The organism is Mycobacterium sp. IDUB_37 (assembly GCF_055419245.1).
Genome location: NZ_JBVAXG010000003.1, coordinates 770,657 through 794,068 on the forward strand (window position 1 = coordinate 770,657; position 23,412 = coordinate 794,068).

25 protein-coding genes and 1 pseudogene are annotated in these 23,412 nt (G+C 64.5%); 11 read left to right on the forward strand and 15 right to left on the reverse strand.

Going from position 1 to position 23,412, the window contains the following annotated elements; translation table 11 throughout:
• Window positions 1–62 precede the first annotated feature (62 nt).
• Genes ACZY1I_RS14320 through ACZY1I_RS14330 form a run of 3 tightly spaced genes read right to left on the reverse strand, consistent with a single transcriptional unit; the run spans window position 63 to window position 3,579 of the window.
• Window positions 63–1,694, reverse strand: coding sequence for a UbiD family decarboxylase domain-containing protein (locus ACZY1I_RS14320; RefSeq protein ID WP_463755048.1), 1,632 nt, complete (start codon window positions 1,692–1,694; stop codon window positions 63–65).
• A 10-nt stretch (window positions 1,695–1,704) separates the two neighbouring features.
• Window positions 1,705–2,127 carry an SRPBCC family protein gene (locus ACZY1I_RS14325; RefSeq protein WP_463755049.1) on the reverse strand — a complete coding sequence of 141 codons (423 nt, stop codon included), beginning with the start codon at window positions 2,125–2,127 and terminating at the stop codon, window positions 1,705–1,707.
• Window positions 2,128–2,145: 18 nt separating this feature from the next.
• Complete coding sequence (locus tag ACZY1I_RS14330) at window positions 2,146–3,579, reverse strand: UbiD family decarboxylase (RefSeq protein WP_463755050.1); 1,434 nt, start codon at window positions 3,577–3,579, stop codon at window positions 2,146–2,148.
• Window positions 3,580–3,679: 100 nt separating this feature from the next.
• Between ACZY1I_RS14330 and ACZY1I_RS14335 the strand changes: the two genes are divergently transcribed.
• Genes ACZY1I_RS14335 through ACZY1I_RS14355 form a run of 5 tightly spaced genes read left to right on the forward strand, consistent with a single transcriptional unit; the run spans window position 3,680 to window position 6,367 of the window.
• Window positions 3,680–4,210, forward strand: coding sequence for a TIGR02444 family protein (locus ACZY1I_RS14335; protein WP_463755051.1), 531 nt, complete (start codon window positions 3,680–3,682; stop codon window positions 4,208–4,210).
• On the forward strand, window positions 4,211–4,792 hold the full coding sequence (locus ACZY1I_RS14340; RefSeq protein WP_463755052.1) for a UbiX family flavin prenyltransferase: 582 nt from the start codon (window positions 4,211–4,213) through the stop codon (window positions 4,790–4,792). It abuts the gene before it with no gap.
• Between the two features lie 27 nt (window positions 4,793–4,819).
• On the forward strand, window positions 4,820–5,425 hold the full coding sequence (gene nthA / locus ACZY1I_RS14345; RefSeq protein ID WP_463755054.1) for a nitrile hydratase subunit alpha: 606 nt from the start codon (window positions 4,820–4,822) through the stop codon (window positions 5,423–5,425).
• Window positions 5,425–6,057, forward strand: a complete 633-nt coding sequence (gene nthB / locus ACZY1I_RS14350) for a nitrile hydratase subunit beta (protein ID WP_463755055.1) — start codon at window positions 5,425–5,427, stop codon at window positions 6,055–6,057. The genes nthA and nthB overlap by 1 nt, the downstream gene beginning before the upstream one ends.
• Before the next feature lies 1 nt (window position 6,058).
• Entirely contained in the window at window positions 6,059–6,367 is a 309-nt protein-coding gene (locus tag ACZY1I_RS14355; protein ID WP_463755056.1) for a hypothetical protein, read from the forward strand.
• 4 nt (window positions 6,368–6,371) lie between these two features.
• Here ACZY1I_RS14355 and ACZY1I_RS14360 read toward each other — a convergent pair whose 3' ends face one another.
• A complete protein-coding gene (locus ACZY1I_RS14360; RefSeq protein ID WP_463755057.1) occupies window positions 6,372–7,262 on the reverse strand; it encodes an NAD(+)/NADH kinase in 891 nt (296 codons plus the stop codon).
• On the reverse strand, window positions 7,259–8,260 hold the full coding sequence (locus ACZY1I_RS14365; protein ID WP_463755059.1) for an SPFH domain-containing protein: 1,002 nt from the start codon (window positions 8,258–8,260) through the stop codon (window positions 7,259–7,261). The genes ACZY1I_RS14360 and ACZY1I_RS14365 overlap by 4 nt, the downstream gene beginning before the upstream one ends.
• Before the next feature lie 84 nt (window positions 8,261–8,344).
• Here ACZY1I_RS14365 and ACZY1I_RS14370 point away from each other — a divergent pair, with 84 nt between their 5' ends.
• Complete coding sequence (locus ACZY1I_RS14370) at window positions 8,345–9,052, forward strand: NUDIX hydrolase (protein ID WP_463755060.1); 708 nt, start codon at window positions 8,345–8,347, stop codon at window positions 9,050–9,052.
• Here the strand turns inward: ACZY1I_RS14370 and ACZY1I_RS14375 are convergent, their stop codons facing one another.
• From ACZY1I_RS14375 to ACZY1I_RS14400, 6 genes are all read right to left on the reverse strand, one after another.
• Window positions 9,053–9,718, reverse strand: coding sequence for an NUDIX domain-containing protein (locus tag ACZY1I_RS14375; RefSeq protein ID WP_463755061.1), 666 nt, complete (start codon window positions 9,716–9,718; stop codon window positions 9,053–9,055).
• Window positions 9,718–11,244 carry a nicotinate phosphoribosyltransferase gene (locus tag ACZY1I_RS14380; RefSeq protein WP_463755062.1) on the reverse strand — a complete coding sequence of 509 codons (1,527 nt, stop codon included), beginning with the start codon at window positions 11,242–11,244 and terminating at the stop codon, window positions 9,718–9,720. The genes ACZY1I_RS14375 and ACZY1I_RS14380 overlap by 1 nt, the downstream gene beginning before the upstream one ends.
• 46 nt (window positions 11,245–11,290) lie before the next feature.
• Window positions 11,291–12,199: a phosphoribosyltransferase family protein gene (locus tag ACZY1I_RS14385; RefSeq protein WP_463755063.1), complete on the reverse strand. Its 909-nt coding sequence runs from the start codon at window positions 12,197–12,199 to the stop codon at window positions 11,291–11,293.
• Window positions 12,200–12,271: 72 nt separating this feature from the next.
• Window positions 12,272–13,111, reverse strand: a complete 840-nt coding sequence (locus ACZY1I_RS14390; RefSeq protein WP_463755064.1) for an SDR family NAD(P)-dependent oxidoreductase — start codon at window positions 13,109–13,111, stop codon at window positions 12,272–12,274.
• A 72-nt stretch (window positions 13,112–13,183) separates the two neighbouring features.
• The gene (locus tag ACZY1I_RS14395; RefSeq protein ID WP_463755065.1) at window positions 13,184–14,347 is read right to left on the reverse strand and encodes an RNA polymerase sigma factor; all 1,164 of its coding nucleotides are present in this window, start codon (window positions 14,345–14,347) and stop codon (window positions 13,184–13,186) included.
• Window positions 14,348–14,361: 14 nt separating this feature from the next.
• The gene (locus ACZY1I_RS14400) at window positions 14,362–14,769 is read right to left on the reverse strand and encodes a YciI family protein (protein ID WP_463755067.1); all 408 of its coding nucleotides are present in this window, start codon (window positions 14,767–14,769) and stop codon (window positions 14,362–14,364) included.
• A 313-nt stretch (window positions 14,770–15,082) separates the two neighbouring features.
• Here ACZY1I_RS14400 and ACZY1I_RS14405 point away from each other — a divergent pair, with 313 nt between their 5' ends.
• The 3 genes from ACZY1I_RS14405 to ACZY1I_RS14415 all read left to right on the forward strand — a co-directional run bounded on the left by ACZY1I_RS14405 (window position 15,083) and on the right by ACZY1I_RS14415 (window position 16,780).
• Window positions 15,083–15,796, forward strand: coding sequence for an amidase family protein (locus tag ACZY1I_RS14405; protein WP_463755069.1), 714 nt, complete (start codon window positions 15,083–15,085; stop codon window positions 15,794–15,796).
• Window positions 15,797–15,798: 2 nt separating this feature from the next.
• Entirely contained in the window at window positions 15,799–16,275 is a 477-nt protein-coding gene (locus ACZY1I_RS14410; RefSeq protein WP_463755070.1) for a hypothetical protein, read from the forward strand.
• Window positions 16,276–16,528: 253 nt separating this feature from the next.
• Window positions 16,529–16,780: a hypothetical protein gene (locus ACZY1I_RS14415; RefSeq protein WP_463755071.1), complete on the forward strand. Its 252-nt coding sequence runs from the start codon at window positions 16,529–16,531 to the stop codon at window positions 16,778–16,780.
• A gap of 13 nt (window positions 16,781–16,793) precedes the next feature.
• Here the strand turns inward: ACZY1I_RS14415 and ACZY1I_RS14420 are convergent, their stop codons facing one another.
• Window positions 16,794–17,555 carry a YoaK family protein gene (locus ACZY1I_RS14420; protein WP_463755139.1) on the reverse strand — a complete coding sequence of 254 codons (762 nt, stop codon included), beginning with the start codon at window positions 17,553–17,555 and terminating at the stop codon, window positions 16,794–16,796.
• Between the two features lie 284 nt (window positions 17,556–17,839).
• Here ACZY1I_RS14420 and ACZY1I_RS14425 point away from each other — a divergent pair, with 284 nt between their 5' ends.
• A complete protein-coding gene (locus tag ACZY1I_RS14425; RefSeq protein ID WP_463755072.1) occupies window positions 17,840–18,160 on the forward strand; it encodes a helix-turn-helix transcriptional regulator in 321 nt (106 codons plus the stop codon).
• Between the two features lie 280 nt (window positions 18,161–18,440).
• On the opposite strand, the gene ACZY1I_RS14430 is transcribed toward ACZY1I_RS14425, so the two are convergent.
• Window positions 18,441–19,727 carry a diguanylate cyclase domain-containing protein gene (locus ACZY1I_RS14430; protein ID WP_463755073.1) on the reverse strand — a complete coding sequence of 429 codons (1,287 nt, stop codon included), beginning with the start codon at window positions 19,725–19,727 and terminating at the stop codon, window positions 18,441–18,443.
• A gap of 1,167 nt (window positions 19,728–20,894) precedes the next feature.
• Window positions 20,895–21,188 carry a hypothetical protein gene (locus ACZY1I_RS14435; RefSeq protein WP_463755074.1) on the reverse strand — a complete coding sequence of 98 codons (294 nt, stop codon included), beginning with the start codon at window positions 21,186–21,188 and terminating at the stop codon, window positions 20,895–20,897.
• 682 nt (window positions 21,189–21,870) lie between these two features.
• On the opposite strand from ACZY1I_RS14435, the gene ACZY1I_RS14440 reads away from it, so the two are divergent.
• Window positions 21,871–23,085, forward strand: a complete 1,215-nt coding sequence (locus ACZY1I_RS14440; protein ID WP_463755075.1) for an EspA/EspE family type VII secretion system effector — start codon at window positions 21,871–21,873, stop codon at window positions 23,083–23,085.
• Window positions 23,086–23,195: 110 nt separating this feature from the next.
• Here ACZY1I_RS14440 and ACZY1I_RS14445 read toward each other — a convergent pair.
• Window positions 23,196–23,412: pseudogene (locus ACZY1I_RS14445) on the reverse strand (hypothetical protein); the annotation flags it as partial.

Sequence of the window (23,412 nt, forward strand, 5' to 3'; positions counted from 1 at the left end):
GCCCCTCCGACCCGTGCGCGCAACCGCAGCCCTCGTGGACGACAGTCCCCGGACCCGGCGTGTCAGGCACGATGCCGGGGGTCGTAGTTGGACAACGGCGGCAGCGGGGCTTCGGCGGCAAAGTCGCTGTCGGAGAACGTATATCGGTACCACGGCGCGTCATCACAGCGCCCCAGATGCGGTCTGAGGTTACTGAAGGCGCGGTAGATCACCTTGTACGGTTGCCCGTTGTAGTGCTGCAGGATCTCCTTCCACGTCCGGGGGGCCTGGCGAATCAACGCATCCATATCGGCGGTGAGTTCGGATTCCGTCATCACCACCACGTCCGGCGGCGGATCGCCCAGCACGAAGACGGTGCTGCGGTCGAAGTGCGACCGGGTGAACTGTGGCCCCAGCGGGATGGTGCAATCCATGCCCATTTTCGACGCCGTGCCGGGGGCGACGTCCGAGCCGATCATCGGATCGACGGTCATGGTGTTGCAGCCCGGAATGATGAGGGTGTCCAGGTGGGGCATGAAGCGGAAGGCCATCGCAAACTTCACCGCGTTGTCGTCCCAGATATCGATGTCCTCGTCGAACACCATCGCGATCTTCGGTAACGCCAACTTCGAGCAGGTCAGCATGATTCCGAGCGCCTGCTTGGCGTCGCCCGCGCCGTTGGGCTTGATCTTGGCGTAGGCGATGTTGGAGAGCCCGCCCAGATCGCATCGCACCTCTTTGACGTTGATGCCGGCGAACTTCAAGGCGCCGAAGATATCAGATTCCAAGGCCGGCAACTGCAGCATGTTGTCGGTGTACCAGGGATGCTGGCCACCGATGGTCGCGTGCTGGTAGATGCCGCCTTTTCGGTAGGTCATCCCTTTCACCACCGCGCGGTAGTTCTTCTTGATGCCGCCGCCGTACATGCCGGTGAACTCGCCGTAGGGACCCTCGTCGTGCGTGAGGCCCTCGGTCGCCATGAGTTCGCACTCCAGCACGATCTCGGCGTTCGCGGGCACCAACACGTCGATCGTCTCGCACTTGACGAGCTTGGCCGGGTGGCCGTAGAAGCTGCCCAGCACTTCGAAATCGTCGGTGTCCGGCGGAACACCCGTCAGTGACGCCACCTTGTCGACGATCGGCCCACCGATAACGATGGCCACCTCGAGGTTCTGCCCTTTCGCTTGCGCCGCAATGGCATTGATGCGTTGACGGTGCGACGTGCACGTCATGTCGAACATCTTCTCGTTCTTGGATCGGAACATGCTGCGGTAGATGCCCCAGTCGTAAACCCCCGTGTCCGGGTGCTTGCTGATCACCAAGTTGTCGTTGGTGAACGCATGTCCGTCGCGGTCGTGGTGCAGAAAAAGCGGTAGCCGGGTGAGGTCGACGTCATCACCGGTGAGGATGACGTCCTTACATGGTGCGGTGTCGACGATTTCGGGTTTGATGCGGCCTTTGGCGCGCTCGCTCATCACGGAACCGCTTTGCGTCTTGTCGCAGCCGAGGCCCCACGCTGTCTGCTCTTGATTCGAGTACGCGTTGGCCAGGAACTGAAACTCGCAGTCGGTGACGTTCTCGACCAGCACGGCAGTCATCGGATTCGCCTCCATCACTGCAGGCAATTCGTCGACGCGCTTTTCCTCGGCGATGCGGACGAGCATGCCCGCCTTTTCCATCTCGTCGACGAACTCGCTCAGGCTCTGCTGCGGCATGTGGTGCCCCCTACTCGAATGCCGTTGTGGCTTCGCCGGTTTCGACGTAGTCGCGCAAGTGGTGCAAGAGCACACCCCAGGTGGTGTTGCACTTGCGGAAGTTGCCGTGCGTGCCGGGCCATCCGGCGTGGACATGCTCGACGAGCGTGCGGCCGTCGTCGGTCGGGATCAGCGTGAACGTCGCCGTGGTGCCGACCGAGTCTCCCGGTCCTCGACTGCAGCGCCACTCGACCGTGCGAGGTCCCTCCGAAGTGATTACTTCCCAACCGAATTCGGGATGATCCGCGAACCGGAACACCCACTCACCGCCGACGTCGCCAGTGCCGTCCACCGACGGGGTGTGCCAGGCGCTCAGCCCGTCGCGGGTGGTCAAGGCATCGAAAACCCGCGCGGGTGGCGCCGCGATCTTGATCTCATGATGAATTTCCGGCATTGAACACCTTTCGTCGGTTCACGGAGCCGGTTGATCCAGTTCCGGAAAGTCGTAATCGCGCCAGCCCGGGACATCGGCAACTTCGACGAATTCCGCGCCGTGCTCGGCCATAGATGGCCCGCATGCGTCTCCGGCGATCCTGACCACGGTGCCGTACGGATAGGTCGCATCGATACCGATCGCCGAGCCGGTGCGACGGTCCGGCGGGAGCGATTCGTCGAGCGTCGGATCCAGCGGGCCACCGGGAAGGTTGTCGACAACGATGACATCGCGTGCCGGCTGGGACCGGAACGCAAGCGCCCACTCGACCTCTTCGGAACTCTGCACGTCGATATCGGGGTCGACGACGATCACCGTCTTGGGACGCACATTCGATCCCATGGCGGTCAACAGCGCGTTGCGGGCTTCGCCGGTGAATCGTGGACGCATGGACATGATCACCCGGAAATTGACGCCGCCCGACGGGGGGATCGCCACCCGCTCGATCGTCGGGAACGTGGTCCGCATGGACTTCAGAAACGACGCTTCGAACGCCAGTTGCTTCAGGACGTGGTTCTCGGTGGTGGGCTTGCCGGTCAACAGTGCCTGGAAGAACGGGTTGTTTCGATGAGTGAGCGCCAAAGGACGGGCGATCGGCTTCATCGACCCGGGCGTGAAATAGCCCGTGTACTCCCCCAGCGGCCCTTCCATCACCGTCTGAGTGAAGTCCACCTCAAATTCGAGGACGAACTCGGCGTGCGCGGGTACCTCGAGGTCGATGGTCCGGCACTTCACCAGTTCGACGGGCGCGCCGCGCAGGCCCCCGGCGACCTCGAAGTCGTTGGTGTCGTCGGGCACCTGGATGGGTCCGGTGTAGGCCAGCATCGGATCCACGCCGATCACCAAAGCAGCGTGAAAGGTGCTGTGGCCCTTGGCTACCGACTTGGCAAGATGCTTGCCGAACCGGTGATTCGGCATGGCCAGAAACGACAGGGTGTGTGCGTCGATGATCTGGAACCGGTAGTGGCCGATATCCGGAATCCCGGTGTCGGGGTCCCGGCTGACCACGATCCCCGGCGTGATGTACGGGCCGCCGTCGTCCGGGCTGTATCGGGGCACCGGCAACGTCGAAAGATCGATGTCGTCCCCGAGGATCACGTTCTCGTGGACCGGGGCATCGTCAACCACCACCGGCGGGATGCGATGCGCCAACCCGTTGAGGATGTTCTCCATGACGTTGGTCTCGTCGCTGCCGTAAGCGATGAGCGCCTTGGCGCGCGAGTTGTACACCCCGCCGACCAAAGGGAATTCAGTGCCATTGTTGGTGAACACCACTGCCGGACCGGAAACGGACGCGCTCTTGCGCAGCGCTTTGCCGACCTCGAGCTCCAGGGCGACGGGCCTATCGACATCAATGAGCTCACCCCGCGCGCGCAGCGCGTCAAGGAACGCCCGGAAATCCTGAAACGCCACGGGTAATGCCTCATACTCTCTGCGTGGTGATTGCCAGCGAAGTCAAGGAATACCGTGTCGACCTTACCGGGGCAAGATGTATCCACTACGCGAAGTTGCGATGACGTTGTCAGACTCAAACTTTCGACGCTTCGCCGTCGGTGTTTACGGTGCCGACGGCGTGTCTGCGGCAACGTTGCTGCTACAGGAACGCGCTGACGTTGACGTCAACGTGTTGCTACTCGCGGCGTACACCGGTGCAGCACGGGGCCGCACATTCCGCGCCGAGGATGTCGCCGCAGCGCAGCGCCGGATCGGGCAGTGGCAACAGGACGTGGTTCGACCTTTGCGCGCCCTGCGTATTCGGCTGCGGTCGGGTCCGCCGCCGGCACCGAACGGCGCTGCGGAGCAGTTGCGGGAGCGGGTGAAGGCATTGGAACTCGACGCCGAACTCATCGAACTGGACGAGTTGACTCTTGTAGCGGCTGAGCTCGACGCGCCGGCGGCGGCCGCCGGTACAGCCACTAGGCGAAGTGCGGCGGCCATGGAAGTGGTGGTGGCCGAAAGCGCCGGCCGCCCGCCGTCAGCCGAAGAGGATCGAGCGATATCCCTAATCGCTGCTGCAGCAGCACAATACGCCGAGGAACAGTAGATGAGACGGGTAATCGTGGCGATCACCGGAGCCTCCGGAGCCATCTACGGCATTCGTGCGCTGGAATTGATGCGTGATCTCGACGTCGAGACCCATCTGATCGTCACCCCATCGGCGCAACGAACCATCGCGCACGAAACGTCGTACAAGCCCGACGCCATCAAAGCGCTCGCCGATCGCTGCTACCACCCGCGCGACATCGGAGCGGCAGTGTCGTCCGGGTCGTTCGTCACGACGGGCATGCTGGTGGCTCCGTGCTCCATCAAGACGCTGAGCGGAATCGCCAACTCCTACAACGAAGAACTGGTGGTCCGGGCTGCTGATGTGTGCTTGAAGGAGCGGCGCCGAGTGGTGCTGATGCTGCGCGAGACGCCGTTGCACGCCGGTCACATCGACTTGATGGCCAGGGCGACCGCCAACGGGGCGATCATCATGCCCCCAGTGCCCGCGTTCTACGCCCTGCCGCAGACCATCGACGAGATCGTCGATCAAACCGTTTCGCGTGCACTCGAGTTGCTCGACGTCACTGTGCCCGGCGTCAAGCGTTGGGATGGTGGGACCGCCGTTGTCGACGAGGCGTGACAGCATCGGTGCCGTAAAGTTTGTCGAGTGGCAACGGCCGATCATGAAGATGGTCCGTCGCTATCCGATGTCGAACTTCGGGTGCGCGCCCTCGAATCGCTACTGATCGAGTCGGGATATATCGAAGCCGAGGCGCTCGATCGCCTAGTGGAAGCGCACGAGACGACAATCGGTCCACACATCGGGGCGCGCGCCGTTGCGCGGGCGTGGGTCGATCAGAACTACCGTCGCGATCTGCTCGCCGATGCTGCCGGGGCTATTGCTCCCTTCACCGATGAGGGTCGGGTCGGCGACCAGTTGATCGTTGTCGAGAACACCCCGGAACTGCACAACATGGTCGTCTGCACGCTGTGCTCGTGTTATCCGTGGGACGTGCTCGGGCTCCCGCCGAACTGGTACAAATCGCTGTCGTATCGGTCCCGGGCCGTCAAAGAGCCGCGCGCCGTCCTCGCCGAGCTCGGTGTGAGCATCCCCGCGGAAACCGCTGTCCGAGTGTGGGATTCGACAGCCGAGACTCGTTACCTGGTGCTGCCGATGCGACCGGCCGGCACCGATGACTGGACCGAGGATCAGCTCGCCGCGATCGTCGGGCGCGATTGCATGATCGGCACGGCGCTACCGACGGTCGCCTGATGGACGGCATACACGACCTCGGCGGCGTGGACGGCTTCGGCCCCATCGAGGTGGAACCCGATGAACCGGTCTTTCACACAGCCTGGGAGGGGCGGGTTTACGCGATGAACACGGCGATGGGAGCCCGCGGCGTCTGGAACATCGACATCGGCCGGTTCGCTGTCGAACGCATGTCGCCGCAGACGTATGTGACCGCGTCGTACTACGAGCGGTGGCTGGCGAAGTTGGAACGGTTGCTCGAGGACTACGAGTTGTTGGATGACCATTCGACTGTCGATAAGCGGGAAGGCGCGTTCACCGTGGCCGACGTCAGTCGCGTCCTGGCCCGCAATTCCTACACCCGTCCGGAGTCGTCCGCGCCGCGCTTCGCCCGCGGCGACCGAGTCCGCGCTCGCAACATTCACCCTCGACACCACACCAGGCTGCCTCGCTACACGCGGGGACACGTCGGCGTCGTCGAGCTTGTCCATGCTCCTAACGTGTTCCCCGACAGCATCGTTCGCGGAGATGGCGAACAACCCCAGTGGCTCTACACCGTCCGCTTCGAAGGCAGTGAACTCTGGGGCGACGACGCGGAACCGGGCACCGCGGTGTCCGTCGACGCCTTCGAGCCATATCTGGAACGCGCCTGAAGTGACGTCGCCTGAGTCGTTCAACGAGCCGTGGGAGGCGCGGGTCTTCGCGATGGTGCGCCTACTACGAGACCGTCAGTTCCTTTCGTCTGACGAGTGGAGCGCCGCGCTTGGCGGGCAGATCGCGGCCGATAACGCCGGTGAGGCGCAGTACCGGCACTGGCTCGCCGCTCTGGAACATGCTCTTTGCCTAAAGGGTCTGGCATCTGACGACGCGCTGCGGCGCTATCGCTCGGCCTGGGCCCACGCGGCGTCCCGCACATCGCACGGACAACCGATTGACCTGAACCGCAACGATTTTCAGAACTAGCTGGTCATCGCACGAGCCGCAGCTGCTGCTCGGCGAGGCGCAGCGTCAACCGTTGACCCCACGACAGGACCAGCGCATCGCCTTCAATGCCGTCGCCGAACACCACCAGCCGGTCCGATTCCACGTCAATGGTCAGGGACGCGGCGGCCACCACGCCCTCGACCAAAGACGTGCCGGTAGCGGGCGATGGCCAGGCCTCACGGACGAACCAGGCGAACCGTGGTTCAGCCGGGCCCGGCAACACGACGCTGCTTCGGCGTTGTTCCCAGACCGAACGACACCACCCCGTGGCGCCGGTTCCGGTGGCGGCGATCATGCCGGATGACGCCTGGCGCTCGGTGCGCCCGTCGGGCAGGGCGAGTGTGTAGCGCGCGGTCTGGTGGCTGGCGTGGCCGACGAAGATCTCGTTGACGGCCAATAGCCGCTGCCCGTCATCGGTCGTGGCCGCAACCATGGTGCGCGACGCGATATCGGCGCTGCTGTGCGCCGCGGCGCGAATTAGCGCGACGGCGCTTTCGGGACTGTGCGACACCAACACCCCGGCGTTGCGCTCCGGTTCGGGATCGACCCCGACCACCGGCTGTCCATCGAGGTACTTCGCGACATTGGCCACCAACCCGTCCTGGCCGACCACGACCACGACGTCTCGTGGTTCGAACAGGAATCGGGACAAGTCCGCCCGCTCGACCCGGCCGCGTCGCCAGTCCGCCGGAATCGCGGCGGCGACGGCGGCCAGCGCCGACTGATTGCGGGTGTGCCGGGCTTCGAGCTCATCGATCCGGCGCCCGCGGCTGGACAGGAAGAACGCCGCCTGACCATGCGTACCGTGCCGGGCCAGAGCATCGTCGAGTTCGGTACGACGGTGCACCAGAATCACTCTTGGGGGGAGCGTCATCGGGTACCCGCCCCGAGCCGGGCCAGCACGGGGGCCAGCAGATCCGGCGTCAATACCAAGTGGTCGATCTGGGGCAGGTTGGCGGCGAGTTCCTTGAGCGCCAAACCCAGCAGGGTGGCCTCGGGCAGGTCGCGGTAGGCAGCCAGTCGCGCGCCTTCCGCGGCCGCCTCGGCGTCGCCCACCAGCCGAGTGGCTTGTGCCTTCGCCTCGGCCAGCTGTACGTCGCGGCGGGCCTGCGCTTGGGTGGCTATCGCGTCGGCCGCCCACATTTCCTGGGTTTTCAGCCGCTCGTTGGCGCCGTCTTGCGCCACTAATTCCTCTCTGCGACGGGCGAGTTCGATCTTGGTCTGCAGTTCGTTCTCGCCGATCGCGCGTTCCCGCTCGACCGCCAACGCCCGCCGCTCGAAGGTCGCGCGGTCCGCCTCCTGCTGGACCTGTTCGCGGGTGGGTGTCTGCAGCGCGCGTTCCACTTCCGGCTCGGGACGGATCGCGACGACGCGCACGCCCAGGACCGCGATGCCCGTTTCGGCGAGTCGCGTGTCGCCGGCGAGCCCGCTGGTCATCCGGCTCCGTACCGCCGTGATCCCGTCCACCAACGCCGAAGTCAACGTGGTGCGTCCCAACAGATCGAGCCCGTGCTGCTGAGCGGATTCGGTGAGTATGCCGGCCACCTGCTCCAGGGGCGCCGCCCGCCAGTGGCCGGTTTCAGTGTCGATCGAGAAGTCGATGCGCTGGGCCGCCAGCGTCGGGTCGACGATGCGGTAGGTCACCGTGGCTTGGACGGCCACGTCCTGGAAGTCTGCCGTCCTGGCGTGAAACAGCAGCGGCAATTCCCGGTCGTCGAGTGGAACCTCCAACATCGCCGCGGTCAGCGGATAGAACCAGAACGCCAGGCCGGCGCCGTCGCGCACGAGCTTGCCCCGGCGCAGCGCCCGGATGTGCGCGGTCGGCTCGACGCGCAGGTGACGTAGCAGTGGGTAACGGGTGATGACGGCCATGGTGGCCACCTCCTTTGATTATCGTCGCTTTGACGATAAGGGGTGAGATGGCTTTTCGTCAACTCGACGATTAGTGTCGGATCGGTGTCGAGCTATGAGCCGAAGGACTACCCGCCCGTGGCGGTGACCGTCGACCTCGTGGCCTTGACCATCCGGGACGACGAACTGTGTGCGTTGGTGGTTCGACGCGGGCAGGCGCCCCATGCGGGCCAGTGGGCACTGCCCGGCGGATTCGTCCGGCCCGGCGAGGATCTTGACGAGGCCGCCGCCCGCGAGCTGATGGAGGAGACCGGTGTGTCCGCGGCTCGCCTGCACCTCGAGCAGCTGGCCAGCTACGGTGCGCCGCAACGTGATCCGCGGATGCGGGTGATCACCGTCGCGTATCTGGGCCTGGCGCCCGACCTGCCGCTACCGGCCCCCGGTGGCGATGCCGCCGGTGCGCGCTGGGCACCCATATCCGAACTGATGACGACCGGGCTCGCGTTCGACCACCGGCAGATCCTGGACGACGGCGTCGAACGCGCGCGCGCCAAACTCGAGTACACCCCGCTGGCGACCACTTTCTGCGCGGGCGAGTTCACCGTGGCCGAACTGCGGCGGATCTACGAGATCGTCTGGGGCACAGCGCTGGACAGCCGGAACTTTCACCGCAAGGTCACCGGAACCACGGGCTTTCTGGCGCCCACCGGGCGGACGACCACCCGGGATGGTGGCCGTCCGGCACAGCTCTATCGATCCGGCGATCTGCGGATTCTGCACCCGCCGATGACGCGCGCGACCGACGAACGGTAGCTACGCGTTGTGGACTCTGGTGAAGACGAGAGCTGGTCTGCCGGCGCCTGTTTCGCGCCTACGGCTGCGGTCGGCCCGGTAGAGACCACAACGGCGCAGGCGTGAGCCGATGGTGCTCTCACTGGCCTCGGGGTCGCAGGCCCGGGCCAGTGCCATCACCTCGGCCATGGTGGTGGTGTCTCCGAGCAGTGCGTAGGTCAGCGCGGGGTCGGTGAACAACCCGGTGTTGATCTTGGACAGCGCCGCACCAACCATCGCTGAATGCCCGAACGGCATGTCGTCGGGAACCTCGTCGACCAGGACCGCACCTGGTGTGCCAGCGGGGATGCGAACCCCGACCACGATGGAGACGGTATGTCCGCGTTCGTCGCGGCCAGGGTCGCTGACGACGTTGAGGACGGCCGCGCCGCCGACAACCTCGGCCCCCGCCTTTTCCTGAGCAATGCGTCGCGCGGCCTCCTCGACAGTCTCCTGGTTCCAGGCGGCCAGCAGGCCGCCGGGCAGGGTCGTCGCGCCCCGGTGTGGCTCGCCGGCGCGGGTGATCAGCGCAATCCTGACCGCGTCGACGTCCTGGGTGAGGGCCACCAAGTCCACCGAAAGCCACGTCCCGTGGATGGACTGATCCGCGTCCTCGAAGAAGAGGTTGGATTCCCGAAGCGAGCTCATTACAACTCCTTGTGGGCCGCCGGTGGGTTGGCGCGGCGAACGTAAAGTGCTGTCTCGTGGCGCAGTTTGTCACGCACGTCGGCAAATGAGCTCTGCCGCAGCATTTTTCCGTTCTCGTACACCAGCCGCAATTCCTGGTCCGCTTCCTGGTCGGGGTCGGCGTGCTCGATCAGGTACGGACGGCCGTCCATCGAGCGCCGAACCGCCAGCCGGCCGGTCGCAGATCTCTTTGTCCCGTCGTCGGTGACGGGATCCTTTTGGATGTCACGGCCTTGCCCGTTGACCTGGACCCACGTCGCTTTCATCGCCATCTTGAACGTGTCGCGGGTCTGGTATTGGTAGGTATAGCTGCCGTACCCGAATACGACTGCGGTGGAGGCGAATCCCTGCCGAATCAGATTCGCTGTGATCGCGTCGGCGCGTTCGAAGGTGATCGAGTCACCGTAGATCGCGCCCACATGCGGGTCGAGATCCCGAAATCCCTTGTCGTTCAGCACAGTTCCGAATTCGTCGGCAAGCAGATTCACCACACCCCGTCGTGCCGGGCTGCCTTCCGGTGCGCTGGGGTCACCGCACAGGATCAACTCGGGCTCGCCACTGTCGGGCCGGATCACGAGTTTCCCGTCCCGCGCAAGGATCTTGCTCTTGAGGCGCGGCAGGAAGTCCGTGCAGACCTGCCACAAGTCGTAGGTGTCGGAGACGATGGCCAGCGTGCCGCTGGGGTAGAGGTCCAAAAGCCGCTCGAACGTTTCGAATTCGCTGTCTCGCCCACCGGCGCACATGACGCTGTGCTCGGTGGCCGGGCACGAACCGGCCACGATTCCGTTGTTGCCGGGGTAGTAGCGATCGACGAATCGGATTGCGGAGAGGGTATCGGTGCCCCGGAAGCTGAGTAGATGCCCGGCGCTGCTGGCCGCGGCCGCATAGATGCCCGCCATTCCCCGGCAAGAGAAGTCGTGGCCCTGGAAGTCGACGGCGTCGGGGTCACCGGATGCCGCGGCGCGCTCGTCGAGCAGGGATCGGTTGCGCCAGGCCAGGGTTGCACTGGTGATCGGCTGCCACAACTCCGCGGAGAGCTCGGTCTCCAGGTAATTGGTCAGCCAGAACACCCGAGGATCGGTGTTCTCGACGGTGAAGTAGGGGACCCGCAGCGGAACCAGAGATCCCTCGCGAAATGCCTTGACGCGCAACGGCAGGTGCCCGATGCCGTGCAGCGTGCGGAAGTGGTCCGTGCCCACTTCATTGGCGCCCAGCAGCGAGGTGACAATGCTGTCGTATGTGGCGAGCACCGCATCCAGGGATGCGTCGTCCAGGTTGAAGAATTCGTCCCATCGCTCGGTGATCTGGGTGAGCAATGCTTGCAGCCCGAAGAAGACGGTCGCGTCAACGCCTGGGATTCGCGTTCCCCGTGCCGTGAGGTTGGAGAACACCACCTCGGTGCCCTCCGGGTATTGCCGGCGGTGGTCCAGTTTGTAGGCGTCGGTCGCCAGCAGCGTGTCCACGACGCGATTGACGGTCTCGTTCATGTCGGAATCCTGTCGAGGTAGTGGTGTGGTCGTCGGTCGGTTGAGGTCAGGTTCTGTTGGCGCCCAGGCTGTTCACGACCTGGGCGATCCAGGGTTGAAGAGCCGTGACGTGAATCTGCTTGTCCTGCAGGCTCGCCGCCACTGCACTGCCGAGCGAATCGGTGGTGTAGATATCGCGGTACGGCGCGCGTGCTTCGGCGGAGAAATTCGGCTTGGTGAAGCCACCGTGGGTGACCCACAAGTCCAGCACCACTCCGTCGGGCGCGGCGCCGGTCAGCAGGGCGAATGTGCCACCGCCATCGAAGATGTCGTCGACGACCAGGTAGCTACCGGGAGCGAGATCGGCGTCGAGTGAGTAGTGGGTCAGGTGTCCCGTCTTCGGGTCACGGTTCTTGCTCGCCGTATACACGGGCAGATTCAGCATCCCGGCCACGCCGGTAGCTCGCCCGACCGCCCCCTTGTCGGGGCTGATGACACCCAGGTGCTGCGGCGCGTCACCGGCCGCGGCCAGGGCGCCCGCAACGATTTCACCGAGCGGAAGCACATGCTGACGAATCTCCGGGCCGCTGGCCCGCAGTGCAGTCAGCCAGACCGGGCTGTGCGGGTCGACGGTGACGATGTCGGTGATGCCGGTGCCGGCGGCCATCGTTGCGTTGACGACGGCGGGGCTGGGCAGGTCTTTGTCGCCACGGGCGCTGGGCAGGTATCCCAGCGCCAGCACGCGGGGTTGCCCGGGAAACAGCCCCTCGACCAGTGCGGTCCATGCCTTGACCAGGGCCCAGTCCACGGTGCTGCCGCGGACCTGCAGTACCTGCACGGTGCCCTGAACTGGCTCGGTGTCCCGGACCTGGCGCACGGTGATATCTCCCATCGGGTAGGCGAACACCTCGAACGCCTGGGCCACGATGATGCCGTCGCGGTTGAGTACGTGGAACTGGAATCCGTCATCGCTCATGCCGCAACAGTAGATGTAATTTCTCGCAAATCCAAAACAATTATCGAGTGAGCTGCCTCACTCGCGCTCGAGTCAGCTTTCCTTCGGAACCGGGAACTGACTGCGCATTGCGAGGTCCCAGAGTTTGTCCGGGGTGAACTGGCGCTGCAGGATGCTCAGCGTTGCGCTCGGGGTGACGGTGTAGCGGGCCTTCGGCCGCTTGCTTTCGATGGCTTTGCGCACGACCTTGGCGACGGATTCCGGCCCGCCGCCGATCAGCTTGGCAACCGGACTCGAGTAGATGTCCGCGGTGATTGCGCCGACGCGGGAGTTGAAGTCCGCGTATGGCCCGTCGTCCAGGTCGCCCACCGATCCGACTGCGGTGTCGGCAAAACCGGTGACGATCAGCCCGGGTTCGATCAGGACGATTTGCACCCCGAAACCCTGGACTTCAAACCGCATCGCGTCCGAAATGGCTTCGACCGCATACTTCGTCGCGTGGTAGATGCCACCGCCGGGGAAGGTGAGTTTGCCGCCCATCGATCCGATGTTGATGATGCGCCCCTTGCCGGCATTGCGCATGCCGGGGAGCACGAGTTGGCTCATCCGGATGAGACCGAAAACGTTGGTTTCGAACTGCTTTCGAATGGTATCGAGCGGGATCGACTCAACGGCTCCCGACTGGGAGTAACCCGCGTTGTTCACCAGCACGTCGATGGTGCCTTCTTCGCGCTCGACGGTGGCGACCGCGGCCGCCATCGACTCCTCATCGTTGACGTCGAGCGTGAGCGTCTTGCAACCCTGATCGGCGAGATCCTTGAGAGTTTCCGGACGCCGTGCGGTGGCATAGACGGTGTGGCCGCGGGCGGCGAGGTCGGCGGCGGTCGCCGCGCCGATTCCACTCGAACAGCCGGTGATGAGCACGGTAGTCATGGGTCGAAACCCTAGTTGCTCGCAACCCCTCGGGACAGGGCCATCTCAAGCGCGCTCAGGTCGACTCCGACGCTACGTCGCTGAGTCAGTTTCACCCGCGAGGCGCTGACGGAGGGTGGCCGCTTTCAACGTCAGGTGGTTGCGCTCCGCGACGCTTTGCGCCTGCGCGGCGGCCCGCACATAAAGCTCTGTCGCCGTCGCACCGTCACCGGCCCGTTCGTGTAGGTGAGCGGCCGAAGCGGTGTATCGGGGGAGCTTTGGGTCAAGCTCAGCCAACGCGGCGAGGCCTGCCTGCGGTCCGTGGGCCTCACCGACTGCGACGGCACGGTTGAGCCGCACGATGGGGCTGTCGGTGAGCTCGACGAGTTCGTCGTACCACTCGACAATCTGGACCCAGTCGGTCTCGTCGGCCGCTTGCGCGTCAGCGTGCAATGCCGCGATCGCGGCCTGCGCCTGGTACTCCCCGAGGCGGTCACGTGCCAACGCGGCCTGCAGCACGACCACGCCCTCGGCGATCAGGTCGCGCTGCCACAAACTGCGGTCCTGCTCGACCAGCGGCACCAGGCTCCCGTCAGCGCGCGTCCGGGACGGGCGTCGCGCGTGGTGCAGGAGAAAGAGCGCGAGCAGTCCGGCAACTTCCGGATCGGACGTCGCCACAGCCAGTTGCCGGGCCAGCCGGATCGCCTCCGCCGCGAGGTCGACGTCGCCGCTGTACCCCTCGTTGAACACCAGGTAAAGCACCCGAAGCACAGTGCGCAGATCTCCGGGGCGATCAAGCCGGACGTCGTTCACGGTGCGTTTGGCCCGGCTGATCCGTTGCGCCATGGTCGCTTCGGGCACGAGGTAGGCCTGAGCAATCTGACGGGTGGTAAGGCCGCCGACGGCTCGCAGCGTCAGGGCGACGGCCGAGGCGGGCCGCAGACTCGGGTGTGCGCACAGAAAGTAGAGCTGCAGCGTGTCGTCCGCGGTGGCGGCCGGCCCGGGCGCCGGCTCGCTTGCTGTCCGCTGTTCACGGCGCTGGCGGGCCGTGTCCGATCGGGCCATGTCGATGAAGCGGCGCCACGCCGTGGTGATCAGCCAGCCCTTCGGGTCGTCCGGTGGCCGATCGGTCCACGTTTCGACGGCCCGGACGAGTGCCTCCTGCACGGCGTCCTCCGCGGTGGCGAAGTCCGCCCCGCGATGGACGAGAGCGGCCAGGACGCCGGGAATCAGGTCGCGAAGCTGGCTCTCGTCCATCGCGCCGACGGTCACTACTCGCTGACGGTCGTCGGAGCACCCATGAACGGCCGCACCTCGAGCCACTCGTGAATCGGCTTGCCGCCCGCGCCAGGCGCGGCGGACAGTTCCCCCGCCAATTCGAGCGCACGCTGGTACGAGTCGACGTCAATGATCATGAAGCCGGCGATCAGATCCTTCGTCTCCGCGAACGGGCCGTCGGTGACCGGCGGCTTGCCGTCGCCGTCGTACCGGACCCAGGCGCCCGCCGACTCCAACGCCTGGCTGTCGACGTACTCGCCACTGTCTCGCAAGCGGTCCGCGAAATCCTCCATGTACTGGATATGCGCCTCGATCTCGGCGGGCGTCCACTGATTCATCGGCACATCGTTGACGGCCGCGGGCGCTCCCCGGTAGTGCTTGAGGAACAGGTACTTGGCCATGACTATCTCCATTCTGGTCAGATTCGCGACCCCTAGCGAGGGTCGCGAGCCCGGCGAAGCTGGGCGCTGCGGCCCGAGCCAGTGACCCTAGTTGGTCACTTACCCCTGGGACGGAGCCGTCACTGGATCCTCGACATGCCTGCATAGGATGCCACTGCAACTCTGGTACCGAAGGACGGCCATGACCAGCCTGTGCGATCTGTCGGCAACCGAACAAGCAGCATTGATCCGCCGAGGTGAACTGTCCGCGCGGGAGCTGCTGGCCGCGTCACTTGCTCGGATCGAGCAGGCAAACCCCTAGGTCAACGCCATCGTGACGCTCGACGCCAAGGCTGCGCAGGGTGCGGCGCACGCAGCGGACGAAGCGTTCGCCGCCGGGCGGCTGCTGGGACCATTGCACGGGCTCACCCTTGCGGTGAAGGACCTACACGCGACCCGCGGGATGCGCACCACCTACGGATCACCGGTGCTGGCGGACTTCGTACCGGACGCCGATGAGTTGTTGGTGGCCCGGATGCGGGCGGCGGGCGCGGTGATCGTCGGTAAGTCGAACACCCCGGAGTTCGGGGCCGGGTCGCACACGTTCAATACGGTTTTCGGGTTGACCCGCAATCCGTATGCGCTCGACCGGTCCGCGGGAGGCTCCAGCGGCGGGTCCGCCGCGGCGCTGGCCTGCGGGATGGTGTCGCTGGCCGACGGCAGCGACATGGGTGGTTCGTTGCGCAATCCCGCGTCGTGCGCCATGACCGCGTTCGTCGGGATTTGTTGTCGGAGATTCGGTTGGCGGGCGCGCTTGCGCGCCCGCTTGGTGAGTAACTCCCTACGGGAGAAGAAAGACCAACACCGCCTGACGGCGGTAGGTGGAAATCATGCACAACCGGACGGGGTGCTGGACAGGCTTCACGGCGCGGCACCAGGTGGTACACCGAAGGCCGCCGGCCCATGCTGGGGGTACCTGGCGAGCCGTGCCCGCGTTGCGCTTCGACGGCCCAACGAGACACCCGTAGTACTCGCCAGGCGGCGGTGATCGTGCGTACGTCACACCCCACCCGGGAGGCGATTGTCGCGCGGGTGACGGCGACGTGGCGGCCGGTGGCGTGGTCGGCGTGCTCGGCCATCACCGCGGCGATCGACAGCAGCGTGGCCGAGGTGATCGACACCCGTTCCTGGGCCCGCGACATCGCGCGGCACCTGGGACCGTTCCTGGCCGGACGCGGGATCACCGATCCGCTACTCACCGACGACCGCGCCGCCCTGCGGCTGCTATTCACCGACTTCTCCGACTACCCGAAATCCCCGCAGGCCGCCGCCAAACCCGACAAACCCCTGTGGCCCTCCGCGATTGATGCGGCCCAGTCGCAAACCCAGGTGTTCTTCATGGTCGACCACGCCGAGGAAGCCGCCGCCGCCGCCGGTGATCCGCGCTGGGCCCAGCTCACCGACAGCCACACCCGGCTCTGGGGGCCGCATTTCGGACCCGCCGCGCCCACCGCCCCCGAGACCTGACCTGGTATTCCACCGCCGAGCTGCAGCAGATGCTGTGTTACCTCGACGTACTGGCCGCCGACCGCGGCACCCCGGTGGCCATCACCCACCCCGACGGCACCCTCTCGGTCATCGCCGGCCCCCGCCGCCGTCAGACAAAGCCCTCGCCGGTCTGGCCAAACACCGCGACGCCGTCTCAGCCGCCAAACGCCGCGACATTGAGAAATCCATCCGCGCCCTGCGGAAATCCAACGCACCGATCAACATCTCTACCGTGGCCACCAAAGCCCGGCGTCGTACGCAAGACCATCTACAAACACCCCGACCTCTACGCCGTCATCGACCAATACCGCCGCCATTCCCCCGACATCGACGCGCCGACACCGGCCGCGACACCACCGTCATCACCGCCTTGCGCCGTCGTATCACCGCTCAAGACGACGAGATCAAAAAGCTCAGAGCCACGCTGGCGCAACAGAAAAAAACGATTGAGCTGCTCTACGGACAACTCGATTCCTACACTTGAGCGGAGCATTTAGCTAAGCATGCACGGTTGCGGGCTCGGCAACGGAGACAACGGGTTGAGCTAACGGCGCGGCCGCCGAGGCGATTGTCCTGTCTGGTTCGCGGAGCTTGTGCGCCGCGGCCAGTATTGCGCACATCGCTGCAGGCACCAGCAGGGCGTAACCCCCAAGCCGATCGCCGGCCAGCAGTCCGATAGTGCCGCCGATCAGGAAACAGAGGAGGGTTAATGCGAGGACCGCGGCCTTCCACTTATCGATTCCGTGTCGACGAGCGCGTCCAAGCATCAACCCGAGATCGGTGACTGTTCCGGTGAAATGTGTGGTGCGAACGGCCATTCCGCGGAAACTCGAGGTCAGCCCGTTTTGCATCCCCAGCGCCGCAGCGGCGAGCAACGCCTGCATGACCGGTTGCTCGATACCCAGCGCCTCGATACCGGACCTCACTTGGCTTTCCTCCACGCCAAGGGCAGCCAGAACTAGCAGAATTGCTTGAATAGTCAAGACCGCGGCGTGGTGCGAGCCCCGTGGGTGTTTGTTGTTGCCGAGTATTGCCCCTGCGGCGACGGCGCCGGCCCAGAAACCCGCCAGAATCGCCGCCAGCAGATGACCTTCGTACATCCAGGGATTGGCGGTGTTCATGCCGATCTGGGTAGTGACACCTGTGAGGTTGCCGACTGGGAAGGCGAGTAGCAGTAGGGCTACGGCGTTAACGAAGCCGGCGATGAAGGCCAGCGAACTGCTGTAGCCAAGCAACGCGGCCGCAGCGCTGCGGCACATTCGGAGCAGGCGGTATTCGCGAGTTAGTTTGCTGCCGAGCATCTTTGCCAGTCTCCGCTTTCAGCGTTGGTCGTTGGGTACACGGTCCCCGGTCTTGCCTGATACGAACGATATATAACGAAAATAACTTCATCAATACTTTTTCGTATGAGTTCGGCAAGAACCGCGCGGACTGTGCGCTTGTCCGGGATAGGTGGCGGACAACTTTGGCCGGGCGCACGATCTTTCGCACACCTGAATTAGCGAAGCCAATTACGCGAAACCGAGGGGGTAACATGATGTGGGTGGACGTTCCCGATGCAGGCGAGTCCAGCAAGCAGTCGACGGTTGGTGCCGAACGCGGCTGGACATTTCTGACCAACCATGGGCATGTGTTGCTGTGCGTATCGGCCGGCGAGTTGCTGACTGCTCGCGAACTCTCGTTACGGGTCGGCATTACCGAGCGGTCGGTTCAGACGATTTTGGCGGATCTGACCGAAGAGGGTTACCTGGTCAAGTCGAAGGCGGGGAGACGCAATGTTTTCGCGCTCAATCCGGAGGGAAGATTGAGGCACCCCTTGGAGTCCGGTCACACCGTCGGCGAGTTGGTTAGGGCTTTGTCGTAGTCGGTTCGGAGCCACACCTGAACGTCTCGATGCCTCGACGTCTTAGTTTACGCGGCAGCTACCGACGGCGACTCGCTCCGCAACGAACTGTTCCCGTTGCGCCTACCAATTTCAAACTCTTGCGAGACAATCTGACACACCCGCGCAACCTCAGATAAACGAGACGGCCTCGGTGAGCAGGTCCACAACGGCGGTGTCCAACAGGCCATTTCGCGGGTAACCCCAACCACGACAGCCGCGATTGTGTGCCGGTTCATCCGCCTTGACCCGTCTGAGGTCCTTAACGGTGTCCGTAAAACGCGTCGGCGCGAATCACGACGTTTCTGCCCGCCTGCTTGGCCCGGTACATCGCCGCGTCGACCCGAGATGTAACGGCGGAAACAGTCTCACCGGGCACTGACAATGTGGCGCCGATGCTCATGGTTGCGCGAATGGTCTGACCGTAGAGATGGATCGGTTCATCGGCGTGGCTGCGGATCTTCTCCGCGATTTGGGCAGCTTCATCGAGGTTGTGCAGACCGGGTAACAACACGAGGATCTCGTCACCTCCCATCCTGCCTACAGTGTCCCCACTGCGTACGGATTCCCTGATCCGGGCCGCCAGAGTGGAGAGCACAGCGTCGCCCGTCTGGTGTCCCGAAGTGTCGTTGATGTCTTTGAAATGGTCGACATCGCAGTACAGCACGCCGAGGTACACCCCGGGGACCCGTGAGCACTCCAATGCGGATTCGAAGCGGGCGATCGTCTCACCCCGGTTCCGCAGGCCGGTGAGGGTGTCGAACCGGGCCAATCGTTCAAGTTGTTGCTGCGCTTCGACCTGGTCGTCGACGATGCGCACCGACGCGACGATCCCGGCGTTGCCCTCGTCGTCGATGCAGGGCTTTCCGTGACCATCGGTCCAGCGGTAACTGCCGTCGGCGGTGATGACCCGACACCGTGTAGCAGCCGGTCGGCCGTGAGTGATCTCCTGCAGTCCAGCTAGTGCCATGTCGAGGTCATCTGGGTGGATGCGGTGGGTGAAGTCGGTGCCGATCCACTGCTCGGGCGGCCACCCGAAGGCCGCCTCTGCCGATGGTGATATCCACATGACCTCGCGGCCACGGAGTTGGACCACGACATCTGCCGCGTTGTCGGCCAGAATGCGGTAACGCGTGCTGATTTGTGCTTTTTCGAACAGCAGTCGCTGCTCGCGCTGGCTGACGTAGAACGCGGCCGCCCCGACAAGGACCGTGGCCACCGCTATCGCCAAAGCCCATGCCGCGTCCCCGGATATTCCTAGTGCGAGGAACACCAGCCTGGAGAGCCCCACAACTATCGGAAGCCCAGCAAGGAAGCCGACCAATTCGACTAACGTCCATCCGTCAGGCCGGGCGAGTACCCAGGCGACCGGCTGCCGGTCAGGGCGTGCAATCAACGCCGCGACCACTAGCAACAACAAACCGACTGCTGTCCCAACCCCGATGCCGGTTGACCTCGTGACGCCGAGAAGCGAAGGGACATCGAACCCGTATCCCAGGACCGAGACAAACGGCATGAGGACGGCGCCAAACAGGCACAGCGATTGCACCGATCGAATCCTTCGACGATTTACTCGCGTCAGCGCAACGGCTGCGGACAGCAGCAGGACCGACGAGGTTGTCCGTAGGCTCGGCCGACCGGGCCAGGATGACTGCCACCGGCGTACAACGTCTGAGAACCAGACCTGGTCCACACCGAACGACCGACCGGTTTCGTACTCCGCGAGGAACGTCACTGCAATGACAACCGTCACCAGGGCCATAGCCCGCGCAGCCCACACCCGAACACGGGTAGGGCGCCCCGATTTCAACCAGATCGCCGCCGCGAGTACGGCTAGGCAAACAGCAGTCCATGGCGTCGTCCGAGGCCATAACCGATCGAATCGCGTCAGCACGTCGATACGCGCCGCCCAACCCACCCAGACCAGGACTGCATAGGCAAACACCAACACAGTGGCGGCCCGTCCACACCCGGCCAGCGCCGCTTCCAAACTCACGTCGGCAAACGCCCTGCACATCGGCTTCGACGGTTTACCTCGACCGAGGTCTCGGGCGCATTTGCGTCTCATTGCGCTCGCGGGCGGCTTTCCAATTGCGCGGACGGCCGGAGGGGTCGACTGGTCTGCCGGGGCCTTATCGGCCTGCCGCACTGACGCTCTAAGAGGCATGTGCCCAGCCCAGCCACCTACGAGAAGAACCAGGTACGACATCCCCACCCAGCAACTTTGTCTGAACATCCACCGATTCGGAAGACCCTTTCAAATGGCCCAGGTTCATAACCCAGAGCCGAATAGTGGCCACGGAGGCTCGGCGAAACGACACGCGCCTGAGACATTTTTTATCGGCCTGAAAAATTCGGTCACCGATCAATCCCCGCTTCCGACGGTAGAACGATCGAACGAGAGACAGCGATGAGACCTACCCGCTATCTGCAGCGTTGACGTATTGAACGCTTCGGATGCGAACGCGCGGACGCCCCCACGTCTACAGCTAACGCACCACCCATAAAAGGAAACAATCCGCAACCAACTGTTCCCCATTACGCCCAAACAGCTTCAAACACCTAAGGGAAACAATCGGCCACACGCCCGAGCAACCTCAGATAAGGTGCCAAGTTCTGCCAGGGTGGCCATGATCGCGGCTACAGCACGTCCGGTCGGTTGAGGCCCTGTTTAACGCAGTTGAGAGCGTTGTGCTAGCTGCGATAGCACGGCTAGCTAGCAGCCGTGCTGGGTGAGGTAGGCGTCGAGCGCCTGGTCGGTGATGGAGGCGATGCTGATGGTGCGATCACCGGTTTCGTAACGGAGTCTGTCGACGGCTTTTCCCAGACGGGCTTTAGTGGAGGGCCGGATTCTGACGTTGTGCTGCTCGGTCAGTCGCTCGGCCCCTCCCCCGGCCTGCGCGGCCGGCTGCTGCAATGGGGCGCTTGGCGCAGGTTCGGGTGGCGCGGCCGGGGCGGTGAGAACCGGAGGCCGGTCCGGGATGGCGTCGGCGGGGTCGGCTGAAGGCACGATCACCTGCGAGATTAAGACGTGCGATCGAGGTTGCCTCGCCTTGCGGAAAGCCATAATTGGTGCGAATTCCTGGTGGCGGCCGGTGTTAGGCTCGGCCGAGGCGCATGACGGCTGTGGCGCGTTGCTGACCAGTGGTGCATTTCCTGCCCCGTTCACGCGGGTTCCACGCCATGAAAATTAGCCCTACCTGCGAGTGGCCAGCAACCGGGCAGGTTACCGCTTGCAGCCTCAGTGGTGTGAGTTCGAATGGTTGGGAGTGTGAACGGTGTCTGTTCTTGCGGAAGCGACCGCGATCATTAACGGTTTGCTGGGGCTCGGGGGCAATACCGCCGGTCTTTACATGGATATCAGCGGAGGGCGGCCAGCGACCGCTGAGCACACCGCATCGTCAGCGATGGGGCTGGGCAGCAATGCGGCGGGTGTTGTCGGCGGATCAGCAGTCGGCTTTACAAACGCCACTAGATATTTGACGGCGAAGCAAAACCTCGCAGACGCCCAAGCTTGGTGCGCTCGCGCAGCTCAACTGCAACCTGTAAAACCTCACGTATTGCAGGAAGCCGTCCTGGCCCGGCGACAACTGCAGCGTGACGCCAGTCTTTGGCCTGATACTCCTGAATATGATGAGAGATGTCGAAAGGAATTCGCTAAAGTAGATCAGCAAATCAAGGATATCAGGGCGATGACGGACCTGCCCGAAAATGAACGCAAATCGTCGAATGCAGAGCGCACGACGAGAGAGCGGGAATTCGAGGACGCTAAACGATTCAGCGAAAAAGTCGATCGGCCTCTGAGTGTGATTTTGGTGGCGTTGTCGGTGGTGGCGGCGTTGGAGTGGACGTTGGGTGTGGGGGCCCCGTTTGAGGGGCAGTGTTTCGAGGCGGGTGCGGCCGGTTTTGCGGGGATGGGTGAGGTGTTGGGGGCCGGGTTTGCTGGTCAGCGTTGGGGAGGTGGTAGCGCTGAGGGGTATAACCGGCTGAACAGTGTGCAGGGTGAGCAGGCTGATGCGGCGGTGCAGACGGATCGGTTGTTGGCTCAGATTGCCGCGAATCAGGGTGTGTGGGTTGATCGTGGCCGGCTGGTGTTAGGCGTAGATGCGACACTGCTGGGACTCGCGCTCGCCGTGGAAATGGCGCTGCTGGTGTCACCGCAGGCGGGACCGGTGACGGCGAAATGGTTCGCCAACAGTGCTGCCACCCTCGGGGTGGCGGCCGCAGCCGCGATGGTGGCCACTGTGTTGGCGTTTTCGTTCCAGAATGCGCAGGCGGCCAACGAATTGGCCAGCAAGTATGGCCAGCTGGGTGCGGCTGGGGCCGGTGCGGGTGAGAGCAACACCGCAGCGGGGTCTGTCAGCGGGTCCACGCTGGTCGGGCGCGTGCCGGCGGTGCCCCTCACCACTCCCGATGCGCCTACCACGACACCCCAGGCGGATGCTGCAGCGGTGGGCGCCGATCAACGTCCAACACCGGACCACACCCCCGAACCCGCCGCCGCTGCTGGTGCTGCTGCTGGCGGTGAGGGTGCCGTGTCACGGGTATTTATCGGACCGGTGTCCCCGGCGCCGGTCCGGATCACCGCAGCGGGTGCAGATCCCACGCTGGCCGCAGCGGGTGCAGATCCCACGCTGGCCGCATCGAACGGTGTCGCGAATCTTCAGACCCCAGCACCTAAGACAGGTAGAACGGTCAGCGCACCGGTTGCCCCTGGCCCCCGCATCCCTCTCAAGGACATAGGCTCACCCATTGGGCTGGCCGAAACTACCGGCCCCACCCACACCGGCGCCAGCGACAACCCCACCGCGGGTGCCGCCGCCGCTCTCCGGCGAGCACCCACCCGTGGCCCGGCAGCCGATACCGCAGAATCCGCGACACCCCCACACCAGCCCGCCGAGGTGTAAACCACCTACCACCCACCCCCGCCGATTCCCGCTGACTCGTCGAGCCGAGACCGACGTTGACAGTTGCCGGGTTGGTGGCACGAGGCTTGCTGGCACCGCATCCACGCTGGTCAAACAAGGACGATCTGAAAAGCCTCAGAGTCGAAACCCTTGTGGCCGCCCCGCGGCCTCCAGATCCAGGTCCGCCGTGCACGACCAACACTGGCCGCATTGGGGTTGCCCTGGCCTCCCAGTACATGAGGTTGCCACCCACCGACATCGAGCAGCCCGTGGTCGTACAGCTGCACGCTCGGGAAACCCTCGGCGGTCGGACACAACCGGCCACGC